Raw genomic sequence first — 12182 nt, forward strand, 5'->3', positions numbered from 1 at the left:
CGCCGGATGCTGCTGGGCGAGCTGCTGCCCGAGCTCGAGGGGCTATCCGCCGAGCTGGCCATCACCGGGCTGGTGCAGGACAGCCGCGAAGTGCGCCCGGGCGATGCGTTCGTGGCGATCGGCGGCTTCGGTGCGCATGGGCTGCATTTCGCGGACGCGGCCAAGGCCGCTGGCGCCGCCGCCGTGCTGTACGAACCACCGGCTCCGGACGATCTGCCGGCGCCCGCCGACGCGATCCCGGTACCGGGCCTGCGCGCGCGCATGGGCGCGTTGGCCGACACCTTCCACGGCCATCCCAGCGCGGCAATGGCCACCGTCGGCGTCACCGGTACCAACGGCAAGACCTCGACCGTGCAGCTGCTAGCCCAGGCCTGGACGTTGCGCGGGCAGAAGGCGGGCACGCTGGGTACGCTGGGGGCCGGGATCTGGCCGAAGGCGGTGCCGACCGGCTTCACCACCCCGCTGGTGCTGCGCCTGCACGCCCTGCTAGCCGAGCTGCGCGACGAGGGCGCCTCGGCGGTGGCGATGGAAGTCTCTTCGCATGCGCTCGACCAGGGCCGGGTGGACGGCGTGCATTTCGACGTCGCGGTGTTCACCAACCTCACCCGCGATCATTTGGACTACCACGGCGACATGGCGCGCTACGGCGCAGCCAAGGCGAAGCTGTTCGACTGGCCGGGGCTGCGCGCGGCGGCGGTGAACCTGGACGATGCGTTCGGGCGCGAGCTGTTCGCGGCGGTGCAGGGCAAGGTGCGCGCGCTGGGGTTCTCCTCGCGCGGGGCACCCGGCGCCAGCGTGCGCGCCGAGGAGCTGGTGCTGGACGCCGGCGGCATCGGCTTCCTGCTGCATGCCGGCGGCCAGGCGCACCCGGTGCGCTCGCCGCTGCTGGGGCGCTTCAACGTGGACAACCTGCTGGGCGTGGCGACCACCCTGTTCGCGCTGGACATGGCGCCGGCGCTGATCGCCGAGACCCTGTCGCAGTTGCTGCCGGTGGACGGCCGCATGAACCGGCTGGGCGGCGCGCCGGGGCAACCGCTGGTGGTGGTGGACTACGCGCACACCCCGGACGCGCTGGAGCAGGCGCTGGCCTCGCTGCGTGCGCATGCCGCCGGGCGCCTGGTCTGCGTGTTCGGCTGCGGTGGCGAGCGCGACACCGGCAAGCGCCCGCAGATGGCGGCGATCGCCGAGCGCCTGGCCGACGTGGTGATCGTCACCGACGACAACCCGCGCGGCGAGGACGGCGATGCGATCGTGGCCGACATCCTCGCCGGCTTCCTCGCCCCGCAGGCGGTGGTGGTGCAGCGCGACCGCGCCACCGCGATCGCCAGTGCGATCGCCCAGGCCGCGCCCGGTGACGTGGTGCTGGTGGCCGGCAAGGGCCACGAACCCTACCAGGAGATCGCGGGCGTGAAGCACCCGTTCGAGGATGCCGCGGTGGCGCGCGAGTGCCTGCGCCGGCGCGGCGGGGAGGATGCGGCATGACCCCGCGCCTGCTCAGCTGGATCGCGCAGGCCACCGGCGGCCGCCTGCACGGCGCCGACCGCACGGTGGATGCGATCGCCACCGACACCCGCGCGCTGCCGGGCGGCGACGCGCTGTTCGTCGCCCTCAAGGGCGAGCGCTTCGACGGGCATGCGCACGTGCAGGCCGCGGTCGATGGCGGCTGCGTGGCCGCGCTGGTGGCGCAGGTGCAGGAAGTCGACATCCCGCAGGTAGTGGTGGCCGACACCCAGCGCGCGCTGGGCAGCCTGGCCGCCGCGGTGCAGATGGGCCGTGCCACCAAGGTGCTGGCGGTCACCGGCAGCAACGGCAAGACCACGGTCAAGACCCTGCTGCTGTCGATCCTGCGCCAGCTCGGTGGGGCCTACGCCAATCCCGGCAACCGCAACAACGAAATCGGGCTGCCGCTGGCAGTGCTGGAAGCGCCCGACGACGCGCGCTTCGCGGTGTACGAGATGGGCGCCGGCAAGCCCGGCGACATCGCCTACCTGTGCGCGATCGCGCGGCCCGACGTGGCGCTGGTCAACAACGTCGGCGCCGCCCATCTGGAGCGCATGGGCAGCCTGCTCGGCGTGGCCCAGACCAAGGGTGCGATCTACCAGGCGCTGCCCGACGACGGGGTGGCGGTGGTGAACGCGGACGATGCGTTCGCGGTGTATTTCAGCGAGCGCCTGCGCGGGCGGCGGATGATCCGGTTCGGGATCGAGGCCGCGGCCGAGGTCAGCGCGCGCGCGATCCAGGCCGGGATCGACGGCTCGCGCTTCGTGCTGGTGACGCCCGCGGGCGAGGTGGAGGTCGCCCTGCCGCTGGCGGGCCGCCACAACGTGCGCAACGCGCTGGCGGCGGCGGCGATGGCGCTGGCGGTCGGCGCCGGGCCCGACCAGATCCGCGCCGGGCTGGAAGCCAGCGAACGGGTGGCCGGGCGGCTGGTCGCGCGCCCGCTGCGCAGCGGCGCGCTGCTGATCGACGACAGCTACAACGCCAATCCGAACTCGCTGGCGGCCGCCATCGACACCCTGGCCGAGGGCGGCGGCGAGGCCTGGCTGGTGCTGGGCGACATGCGCGAGCTGGGCGAGCATGAAATCGCGCTGCATGCCGAGGCTGGCGCGCGTGCGCGCGAATCAGGGATCACGCGGCTGTACACGCTGGGGCCGCTGAGCGCACATGCCAGCGCGGCGTTCGGGCGCGGCGCGGCGCATTTCGAGACGCATGAAGCGCTGCTGCAGGCGCTGGCGCCGGCGCTGCGCCCGGGCGTGCGGGTGCTGGTGAAGGGGTCGCGCGGCAGCGCGATGGACACGATCGTGGCCGCGCTGCTGGCGCGGGATGCCGCATGCGGCAGTGAGGAGGGAACCGATGCTGCTTGAGCTCACCCGCTGGCTGGAACAGCTGCACGGGCATTTCAACCTGTTCAACTACCTCACCTTCCGCGCCATCCTGGCCGCGCTGACCGCGCTCGCGCTGTCGCTGTGGTGGGGCCCGGGGATGATCCGCTACCTCGCCGGGCTCAAGGCCGGCGGCCAGCCGATCCGCAAGGATGGCCCGCAGTCGCATTTCTCCAAGGCCGGCACTCCGACCATGGGCGGCGCGCTGATCCTGCTGTCGATCGCCGCCTCCGTGCTGCTATGGGGCGACCTGCGCAACAAGTACGTGTGGGTGGTGCTGGCGGTGATGCTGGGCTTCGGCGCGATCGGCTGGGCCGACGACTGGATCAAGATCGTCAAGCGCGACCCCAACGGCATGCGCTCGCGCACCAAGTACGCGCTGCAGTCGCTGCTGGGGCTGGCGGCCGGCATCTTCCTGTACGTGAACGCCGACGTCGCCGCGGCCACCACCTTCTACCTGCCCCTGTTCAAGACGGTGGCGCTGCCGCTGGCCGGCGTGGGCTTCGTGGCGATCGCCTATTTCTGGATCGTCGGCTTCTCCAACGCGGTCAACCTGACCGACGGCCTCGACGGGCTGGCGATCATGCCCACCGTGCTGGTGGCATGCGCGCTGGGCGTGTTCGCCTACGCCTCCGGCAACGCCACCTTCGCGCAGTACCTGCAGATCCCGCGGGTGCCGGGCGCCGGCGAGCTGATCATCATCTGCACCGCGATCGCGGGCGCCGGGCTGGGCTTTCTGTGGTTCAACACCTACCCGGCGATGGTGTTCATGGGCGACATCGGCGCGCTCGCGCTGGGCGCGGTGCTGGGCACGATCGCGGTGATCGTGCGCCAGGAGCTGGTGCTGGTGCTGATGGGCGGGATCTTCGTGGTCGAGACCCTGTCGGTGATGATCCAGGTGGCCAGCTTCAAGCTCACCGGCAAGCGCGTGTTCCGGATGGCGCCGATCCACCACCACTTCGAGCTGAAGGGCTGGCCGGAGCCGCGGGTGATCGTGCGCTTCTGGATCATCAGCGTGGTGCTGGTGCTGGTCGGGCTGGCGACGTTGAAGGTGCGCTGAGATGGCGGCGATCGGCTACGACGTCTCCGGCCAGGCCACCCGCATCGACGAGATCGGCGGGCGCTTCGACCCGTGGCTGCTGGGCGCGGTGGTCGCGCTGGCCTGCCTGGGGGTGGTGATGGTCGGCTCGGCCGCGATCGCCGGCGGTGGCCAGAACGTCGGCCCCTGGTACTTCCTGGTGCGGCACGCGGTCTATCTCGGCATCGGCATCGCGATCGCGCTGGTGGTGATGCGAATGGAGCTCAAGCAGGTCGAGCAGTACGCGCAGTGGCTGCTGCTGGCCTGCTTCCTGCTGCTGCTGGTGCTGTGGCTGCCGCACGTGGGCAAGACCATCAACGGCGCGCGCCGCTGGCTCAACCTCGGGCCGGCCAGCTTCCAGGTGGTGGAACTGGTGAAGGTGTTCTACCTGGTGTGGCTGGCCAGCTACCTCAAGCGCTACAGCGAGGAGGTGGCCGAGCGCTGGTACGCGATGATCAAGCCGGCCGGCATGGCCCTGCTGCTGGTCGGGATGCTGATGCTGCAGCCGGACTTCGGCTCCTCGATGCTGCTGCTGGGCATCACCGTGGGGATGCTGGTGCTGGGCGGGGCGCCGCTGAAGCGCCTGGTCCTGCCGATCCTGCTGCTGCTGCCCGGGGTGGTGGCGCTGGTGATCCTGGAGCCGTACCGCATGCGCCGGGTCACCTCGTTCATGGACCCGTGGCAGGACCAGCTCGGCGCCGGCTACCAGCTCAGCAACGCGTTGATGGCGATCGGCCGCGGCGAGTGGCTGGGCGTGGGCCTCGGCGGCTCGGTGCAGAAGCTGTCCTACCTGCCGATGGCGCATACCGACTTCATTTTCTCGGTGGTGGCCGAGGAGCTGGGGCTGGTCGGCGTCGCGCTGGTGATTGGGCTGTACGGGTTGCTGGTCGGGCGCGCGTTCTGGCTGGGCCTGAAGTGCATCGAGCTGCGCCGCCACTTCGCCGGCTACCTGGCGTTCGGGATCGCGCTGTGGATGGGCATGCAGAGCTTCATCTCGATGGGCGTCAACCTCGGCCTGCTGCCGACCAAGGGCCTCACGCTGCCGCTGGTGTCCTACGGCGGCTCCTCGGTGGTGATGACCTGCGCCGCGCTCGGGCTGCTGCTGCGGGTCTCCTACGAATACGAGCGCGCCGTGCGCCAGGTGGCGCGGCGCAAGGCCGCCGGCGCACTGGCTCCGGTGGCGGCGGCGGACGCTGGCGGGACGGCCGGCGCCGCGTACGCGGCGGCTTCCGCCCGGGTGGAGCCTGCGCGTGCGCGGGTGGAGCCGGTGCTGGGCAAGCCGGCGCGCCCGGAGTCGCCGGCGCTGGCGGCACTGCGGAGGGCGCGATGAACGCACGCGCACCGAACGTCATGATCATGGCCGGCGGCACCGGCGGCCATATCTTCCCAGGCCTGGCGGTGGCGCAGGCGCTGCGCGCGCGCGGCGCGCAGGTGTGCTGGCTGGGGGCGGACGGCGGCATGGAGACCCGGCTGGTGCCGGCGCACGGAATCGCCATCGACACCCTGCCGGTGAAGGGGCTGCGCGGCAAGGGCCTAGCCACCCTGCTGGGCGCGCCGCTGCGGGTGCTGCGTGCGGTGCGCGCGGCGGCGGCGCTGCTGCGCGTCCGCGCGCCGGATGCGGTGGTCAGCTTCGGCGGCTATGCCGCAGGTCCCGGCGGGCTGGCGGCGCGGCTGGCCGGCATCCCGCTGCTGGTGCACGAACAGAACCGGGCGGCGGGTCTGACCAACAAAGTGCTGGCGCGGCTGGCGCGGCAGGTGCTGGTCGGCTTCCCGCAGACCTTCGCGCGCGAAGTGCATGTCGGCAATCCGGTGCGCGAGGCGATCGCCGCGGTGCCGCCGCCGGAGCAGCGCGGGTTCGACCATTCCGGCCCGCTGCGCCTGCTGGTGCTGGGCGGCAGCCAGGGCGCGCGTGCGCTGAACGCGGCGGTGCCGGCGGCGGTGGCGGCGCTGGGCGTGCCGGTGGACGTGCGCCACCAGGCCGGCGAGAAGCTGCTGGACGAGGCGCGCGCCGCGTATGCCGAGGCCGCGGTGCCGGCGCAGGTGGAGCCGTTCATCGCCGACATGGCGGCGGCGTACGCCTGGGCCGACCTGGTGGTCTGCCGCGCGGGTGCGCTGACCCTGGCCGAGCTGTGCGCGGTCGGCGTCGGCAGCGTGCTGGTGCCGTTCCCGCAAGCGGTGGACGACCACCAGACCCGCAACGCCGAGTACCTGGTGGAGCGCGGCGCCGCCGTGCTGCTGCCGCAATCCGAACAGCTGGCCGCGCGCCTGCGCGCGGTGCTGGCCGAACTGGCCGCCGATCCCGGCAGGCGCCTGGCGATGGCGCGCGCGGCGCGCGCGCTGGCGCTGCCCGATGCCGCCGACCGCGTGGCTGCGGCGGTGTTGTCGGAAATTTCCCATGAGGACGCTCGATGAGCGCACAGCGTTTGTATCTGCGGCAACTCGATGATCCTGCGCGGGCGTTGCCGCGCGTGCATTTCGTCGGCATCGGCGGCGTCGGCATGAGCGGCATCGCCGAGGTGATGCAGACCCTGGGCTACCAGGTCAGCGGCTCCGACAGCGCCGAAAACGCCACCACCCGCCGCCTCGCCTCGCTCGGCATCACCCTCTACAAGGGCCATGCCTCGGCCAACGTGCTCGACGCCGACTGCGTGGTGGTCTCCAGCGCGATCCGCGAGGACAACCCGGAGCTGCTGGAGGCGCGTGCGCAGCGCATCCCGGTGGTGCCGCGCGCGGAGATGCTGGCCGAACTGATGCGCTTCAAGCGCGGGGTGGCGGTGGCCGGCACCCACGGCAAGACCACCACCACCTCGCTGACCGCCAGCGTGCTGGCGGAAGGCGGGCTGGACCCGACCTTCGTGATCGGCGGCAAGCTGCTCGCAGCCGGCGCCAACGCGCGCCTGGGCAAGGGCGACTGGCTGGTGGCGGAAGCCGACGAGAGCGACGGCAGCTTCCTGCGCCTGAACCCGGTGGCGGCGATCATCACCAACATCGACGCCGACCACCTGGAGAACTACGGCGGTGATTTCGAGCGGGTCAAGGACGCGTTCTCCGAGTTCCTGCACCGGCTGCCGTTCTACGGCCTGGCCGTGCTCTGCATCGACGACGAAGAGGTCGCGCAGCTGGCGCGCAAGACCCCGCGCCACGTGGTGACCTACGGCTTCGCGCCGGAGGCCGACGTGCGTGCCGCCGACGTGCGCCAGCAGGGCGCGAACATGCATTTCACCCTGTGCCTGCCGGACGGCAGCCGCACCGCCTGCACGCTGGCCCTGCCGGGTCGCCATAACGTGCAGAACGCGCTGGCCGCGGCTGCCATCGGGTGGCAGCTGGGCGTGCCGAACGCGGCGATCGCGCGCGCGCTGGAGGGCTTCCAGGGCATCGGCCGCCGCTTCAACCAGCTGGCGACGCTGCAGCTGCCGCAGGGCGGGCAGGCGGTGCTGGTGGACGATTACGGCCACCATCCGAAGGAGCTGGCGGCGGTGTTCGAGGCCGCGCGCGGCGGCTGGCCGGAGCGGCGCCTGGTGGTGGCGTTCCAGCCGCACCGCTACACCCGCACGCGCGACCTGTTCGATGAGTTCGCGGCGGTGCTGTCCGGGGTGGACGCGCTGCTGCTGACCGAGGTGTATCCGGCCGGCGAGGCGCCGATCGCCGGCGCCGACGGCAAGGCGCTGGCCCGCTCGATCCGCACCCGCGGGCGGGTCGATCCGGTGCTGGTGGGCAGCGCGGCCGAGCTGGCGGCGGCCCTTCCGGGCGTGCTGCGCGACGGCGACCTGTTGCTGATGATGGGCGCCGGCGACATCGGTGCGGCGGCCCAGCAACTGGCGCGCGACGGTTTGGCTGGAGGTGGCGCATGAGCCTGCCGCTGCCGCCGCTGCGCACCCATGACCCGGCCGCTTTCGGGCGGGTGGCGCTGCTGCTGGGCGGCACCAGCAGCGAGCGCGCGGTATCGCTGGACTCCGGCCGCAACGTGCTGGAGGCGCTGCGCGCGCGTGGGATCGACGCGCAGCCGGTGGACGGCATCGCCGCCCTGCGCGAGGGCCTGCTGCAGCAGCGCTTCGACCGCGTGTTCAACATCCTGCACGGCGGCGAGGGCGAGAACGGCGTGCTGCAGGGCCTGTTGCAGGCGTTCGGCATTCCCTATACCGGCTCGGGCGTGCTCGGCAGCGCGCTGACCATGGACAAGATCCGCACCAAGCAGGTGTGGATCGCCGCCGGCCTGCCCACTCCGCGCTTCGTGCGGCTGGCGCCCGGCGCCGACCTGCGCGCGGCGGCGCTGAAGCTGGGGCTGCCGGTGTTCGTCAAGCCGTCCTGCGAAGGCTCCAGCGTGGGCGTGGCCCGGGCGCAGGCGGAGGCCGACATCGCCGCCGCCGAAGCGGTCGCGCGCGCCTACGGCGGCGAGATGCTGATGGAGGAGATGGTGGTTGGCGACGAGCTGACCGTGGGTATTCTCGGCGACCTCGCGCTGCCGTCGATCCGCATCGTCCCCAAGGGCGGCTGGTACGACTACGCGGCCAAGTACGTGGCCGAGGACACCCAGTACCTGTGCCCGGGGCTGGATGGCGCCGAGGAGGACGCGATCCGCGCGCTGGCGCTGGCCGCGTTCCGCGCCGCCGGCGCCGGCGGCTGGGGCCGGGTGGATGTGATGCGCGCGCGCGCCGATGGCCGCCTGCTGCTGCTGGAGGTCAACACCGCGCCGGGCATGACCAGCCACTCGCTGGTGCCGAAGGCCGCGCGCCAGGTCGGCGTGGGGTTCGAGGAGCTGTGCTGGCGGATCCTGGAGCAGACGCTGGCGCCGTCGGCAGGGGGCACGCCATGAAGGCGCTGCTGCATCCGGTGGCCTGGCTGCTGGCGCTGGCGCTGGTCGCGTTGCCGGTGGTGGGCGTGGTGGACGGCTGGTGGCTGACCGCGCATTTCCCGCTGCGCACCCTGCGCGTGCAGGGCGAGCTGCAGCGCGTGGATCGGGCGCAGCTGCGCGCCACCGTGCTGCCGTACGCGCAGCGCGGCTTCTTCGCGGTGGACCTGGGCCAGGTGCAGCGCGCGGTGGGCCAGCTGCCGTGGGTCGAGCAGGCGCAGGTGCGCAAGCACTGGCCGGACGTGCTGGAACTGCGTATCAGCGAATACCGGCCGTTCGCGCGCTGGGGCGCGACCCGGCTGCTGTCCGAGCATGGCCACCTGTTCCCGGCCGGCAAGGTGCAGGTGCCTGCCGGGCTGCCGCTGCTGGACGGCCCGGAGACGCGGGTGCCGGAGGTGGTGGCGCTGTACAACCAGGCGCGCGAGCAGCTGGCCAACGCCGGCGGCGTGCGCGGGGTGGCGATCGACAAGCGCGGCAGCTGGTCGATCACCCTGGCCGACGGCACCCAAGTGGTGCTCGGCCGCGACGATCCCTCCACCCGGCTGGAGCGCTTCGCCGCGCTGCTGCCGCAGCTGGCCGCGCAGAACCCGCAGCGCCGCCTGCTGCGCGCCGACCTCCGCTACACCAACGGCTTCGCGCTGAGCTGGGCGGCCGCGCCGGCGGCGCCGGCCGCTCCCGCGCGTGCGCCCCTCCCCCTTCCGAATACTGGCTCCAAGACATGAACCGCAAAGGCGACAAGACCCTCATCGTCGGACTCGACATCGGCACCTCCAAGGTGACCGCGCTGGTGGGCGAATACGCGCCCGGCGAGCCGGTCGAGGTGATCGGGATCGGTTCGCACGAATCGCGTGGCCTGCGCCGCGGCGTGGTGGTGGACATCGATTCCACCGTGCAGTCGATCCAGCGCGCGGTGGAGGAGGCCGAGCTGATGGCCGGCTGCGAGGTCAGCAGCGCCTACGTCTCCATTTCCGGCAGCCACATCCAGTGCCGCAATTCGCAGGGCGTGGCCCCGGTGCGCGATGGCGAGGTGACCCACGCCGACCTCGCGCACGTGCTGGACGCGGCCAAGGCGGTGGCGATCCCGGCCGACCAGCGGATCCTGCACGCGGTCCCGCGCGACTACGTGCTGGACGGCTCGCAGGAAGGCATCCGCAACCCGATCGGGATGACCGGCGTGCGCCTGGAGGTGCATGCGCACCTGGTGACCTGCGCCGCCGCCGCGGCCGCCAACATCAGCAAGTGCGTGCAGAAGTGCGGGCTGCAGGTGGACGAGCTGCTGCTGGGCGTGCTGGCCTCCAGCCACGCGGTGCTGACCTACGACGAGCGCGAGCTGGGCGTGGTGCTGGTGGACATGGGCGCGGGCACCACCGACATCGCGGTGTTCGTGGGCGGCGCGATCGCGCACAGCGCCAGCCTGCCGATCGCCGGCGACAAGGTGACCGAGGACATCGCGCACATGCTGCGCACGCCCACGCCGCACGCCGAGGACATCAAGGTCAAGTACGCCTGCGCGCTGGCGCAGCTGGCGCGCGCGGAGGAAAGCATCCAGGTGGAAAGCGTGGGCGACCGCCCGCCGCGGCGGCTGCCGCGGCACGCGTTGGCGCAGGCGGTGCAGGCGCGCTACGAGGAGATCTTCGAGATGGTGCAGGCGGAGCTGCGACGCAGCGGCTTCGAGCAGCGGGTGCGCGCCGGCATGGTGCTCACCGGCGGCGCCGCGAAGATGGAGGGCGTGGTCGAGCTGGCCGAGGAAATGCTGCAGATGCCGGTACGGGTTGGCATTCCGCAGCACGTCGGCGGGCTGGGCGAGGTGGTGGGCAACCCGGTGCACGCCACCGGCGTCGGCCTGCTGCTGATGGGCGCGCGCATGGAGAGCCCGAAGCGCGCGGTGTTGCCCACCGGCAAGGTGGGCGGGGTTCTGGGCAAGGCGTTGAAGTGGTTCCGCGGAGAGTTCTGAGCGCACGCGCTCGACGGACGGCAGGCGGGTCAGGGATTGGCAAGGCATCTACAACAACAAAGGACACGGACATGGCACATTTCGAACTGATCAACCAAGTGGCACCCAATGCGGTCATCAAGGTCGTGGGCGTGGGCGGCGGCGGCGGCAACGCCGTGGCGCACATGGTCAACAGCGGGGTGGAGGGCGTGGAGTTCATCACCGCCAACACCGACTCGCAGGCGATCAAGAACTGCGGCGCCAACCTGCAGCTGACCCTCGGCTGCAACGTCACCAAGGGCCTCGGCGCCGGCGCCAACCCGGAGGTCGGCCGCCAGGCCGCGCTGGAGGACCGCGAGGCGATCATGGACGCGCTGCAGGGCGCGGACATGGTGTTCATCACCGCCGGCATGGGCGGCGGCACCGGCACCGGCGCGGCGCCGGTGGTGGCGCAGCTGGCGAAGGAGATGGGCATCCTGACGGTGGCGGTGGTGACCAAGCCGTTCCCGTTCGAGGGCCGTCGCCGCATGCAGGTGGCGCAGAAGGGCATCGAAGAGCTGAGCCAGCACTGCGATTCGCTGATCACGATCCCGAACGAGAAGCTGATCACCGTGCTCGGCCGCAACGCGACCATGATCCAGGCCTTCCGGGCCGCCAACGAGGTGCTGCAGGGCGCGGTGCAGGGCATCGCCGACCTGATCGTCAGCCCGGGGCTGATCAACGTGGACTTCGCCGACGTGCGCACGGTGATGAGCGAGATGGGCCTGGCCATGATGGGTACCGGCAAGGCACGTGGCGACGACCGCGCCCAGGCCGCGGCCGAGGCGGCGATCCGCAACCCGCTGCTGGACGACGTCAACCTGCACGGCGCCAACGGCGTGCTGGTGAACATCACCTCCGGCACCGACCTGACCATGGCCGAGTTCGACGAGATCGGCCGCGTGGTCAGCGAGTTCGCTTCCGAGGATGCCACCGTGATCATCGGCACCTCGCTGGATCCGTCGATGCAGGACGAAGTGAAGGTCACCGTGGTCGCCACTGGCCTCAGCCGCGCCGCGGTGCGCCAGGCGCCGGTGGACGCGACGCGCGGCAACCGGTTCGAGGCCAGCCAGGAGCCGCTGCGCCGGCCGCAGGTGGAACTGGTGCGTACCCAGGCCAAGCGCGACGGCACCACCGGCCTGCCGATTGATGCGGTCGCCGACGGCTACGCCACGCTGCCCCCGTCCAGCCTCGCCGGCAGCCTGCGCCGCAACGCGGATGCCGCGCCGGTGGCGGCCGAGCTGCCGAAGGACGATTACCTGGACATCCCGGCCTTCCTGCGCCGGCAGGCGGACTGAAGGCCCTCCATGGCGCAGGCAATCGACTCCGGATGGCCCCGCCCGGCCATCCGTGGCCGGGCGCTCGGCCACGCGCGGGGCAATGCCCCACGAGCGCGTGTCC

10 protein-coding genes are annotated in these 12182 nt (G+C 72.2%); all 10 read left to right on the forward strand.

Annotated elements, in window-relative coordinates; all coding sequences use genetic code 11:
• The first annotated feature begins 6 nt into the window (after positions 1-6).
• Complete coding sequence (locus EDC34_RS04930; protein ID WP_114959873.1) at positions 7-1482, forward strand: UDP-N-acetylmuramoyl-L-alanyl-D-glutamate--2,6-diaminopimelate ligase; 1476 nt, start codon at positions 7-9, stop codon at positions 1480-1482.
• Positions 1479-2864, forward strand: coding sequence for a UDP-N-acetylmuramoyl-tripeptide--D-alanyl-D-alanine ligase (locus EDC34_RS04935; protein WP_114959837.1), 1386 nt, complete (start codon positions 1479-1481; stop codon positions 2862-2864). Before EDC34_RS04930 ends, EDC34_RS04935 begins: the two co-directional genes overlap by 4 nt.
• Complete coding sequence (mraY, locus tag EDC34_RS04940) at positions 2854-3942, forward strand: phospho-N-acetylmuramoyl-pentapeptide-transferase (protein WP_114959836.1); 1089 nt, start codon at positions 2854-2856, stop codon at positions 3940-3942. Before EDC34_RS04935 ends, mraY begins: the two co-directional genes overlap by 11 nt.
• 1 nt (position 3943) lies before the next feature.
• Entirely contained in the window at positions 3944-5290 is a 1347-nt protein-coding gene (gene ftsW / locus EDC34_RS04945; RefSeq protein ID WP_114959835.1) for a putative lipid II flippase FtsW, read from the forward strand.
• On the forward strand, positions 5287-6372 hold the full coding sequence (gene murG, locus EDC34_RS04950) for an undecaprenyldiphospho-muramoylpentapeptide beta-N-acetylglucosaminyltransferase (protein WP_240311070.1): 1086 nt from the start codon (positions 5287-5289) through the stop codon (positions 6370-6372). Before ftsW ends, murG begins: the two co-directional genes overlap by 4 nt.
• Positions 6369-7811, forward strand: a complete 1443-nt coding sequence (gene murC, locus EDC34_RS04955; protein WP_114959833.1) for a UDP-N-acetylmuramate--L-alanine ligase — start codon at positions 6369-6371, stop codon at positions 7809-7811. The genes murG and murC overlap by 4 nt, the downstream gene beginning before the upstream one ends.
• Positions 7808-8773 carry a D-alanine--D-alanine ligase gene (locus EDC34_RS04960; protein WP_114959832.1) on the forward strand — a complete coding sequence of 322 codons (966 nt, stop codon included), beginning with the start codon at positions 7808-7810 and terminating at the stop codon, positions 8771-8773. The genes murC and EDC34_RS04960 overlap by 4 nt, the downstream gene beginning before the upstream one ends.
• Complete coding sequence (locus tag EDC34_RS04965) at positions 8770-9531, forward strand: cell division protein FtsQ/DivIB (protein ID WP_114959831.1); 762 nt, start codon at positions 8770-8772, stop codon at positions 9529-9531. The genes EDC34_RS04960 and EDC34_RS04965 overlap by 4 nt, the downstream gene beginning before the upstream one ends.
• Positions 9528-10763 carry a cell division protein FtsA gene (gene ftsA, locus EDC34_RS04970; RefSeq protein ID WP_114959830.1) on the forward strand — a complete coding sequence of 412 codons (1236 nt, stop codon included), beginning with the start codon at positions 9528-9530 and terminating at the stop codon, positions 10761-10763. Before EDC34_RS04965 ends, ftsA begins: the two co-directional genes overlap by 4 nt.
• A gap of 71 nt (positions 10764-10834) precedes the next feature.
• Positions 10835-12079 (forward strand): cell division protein FtsZ, encoded by a 1245-nt coding sequence (gene ftsZ, locus EDC34_RS04975; RefSeq protein WP_114959829.1) that lies wholly within the window; start codon positions 10835-10837, stop codon positions 12077-12079.
• Positions 12080-12182 lie beyond the last annotated feature (103 nt).

Origin of the sequence: Thermomonas haemolytica, assembly GCF_004346265.1 — a bacterium.
Taxonomy (GTDB): Bacteria; Pseudomonadota; Gammaproteobacteria; order Xanthomonadales; family Xanthomonadaceae; genus Thermomonas; species Thermomonas haemolytica.

Coding starts and splice junctions, on each gene's coding strand:
- EDC34_RS04930 (WP_114959873.1), top strand. CDS start 7: ATGCTGCTGGGCGAGCTGCTGCCCGAGCTCGAGGGGCTATCCGCCGAG.
- EDC34_RS04935 (WP_114959837.1), top strand. CDS start 1,479: ATGACCCCGCGCCTGCTCAGCTGGATCGCGCAGGCCACCGGCGGCCGC.
- mraY (WP_114959836.1), top strand. CDS start 2,854: ATGCTGCTTGAGCTCACCCGCTGGCTGGAACAGCTGCACGGGCATTTC.
- ftsW (WP_114959835.1), top strand. CDS start 3,944: ATGGCGGCGATCGGCTACGACGTCTCCGGCCAGGCCACCCGCATCGAC.
- murG (WP_240311070.1), top strand. CDS start 5,287: ATGAACGCACGCGCACCGAACGTCATGATCATGGCCGGCGGCACCGGC.
- murC (WP_114959833.1), top strand. CDS start 6,369: ATGAGCGCACAGCGTTTGTATCTGCGGCAACTCGATGATCCTGCGCGG.
- EDC34_RS04960 (WP_114959832.1), top strand. CDS start 7,808: ATGAGCCTGCCGCTGCCGCCGCTGCGCACCCATGACCCGGCCGCTTTC.
- EDC34_RS04965 (WP_114959831.1), top strand. CDS start 8,770: ATGAAGGCGCTGCTGCATCCGGTGGCCTGGCTGCTGGCGCTGGCGCTG.
- ftsA (WP_114959830.1), top strand. CDS start 9,528: ATGAACCGCAAAGGCGACAAGACCCTCATCGTCGGACTCGACATCGGC.
- ftsZ (WP_114959829.1), top strand. CDS start 10,835: ATGGCACATTTCGAACTGATCAACCAAGTGGCACCCAATGCGGTCATC.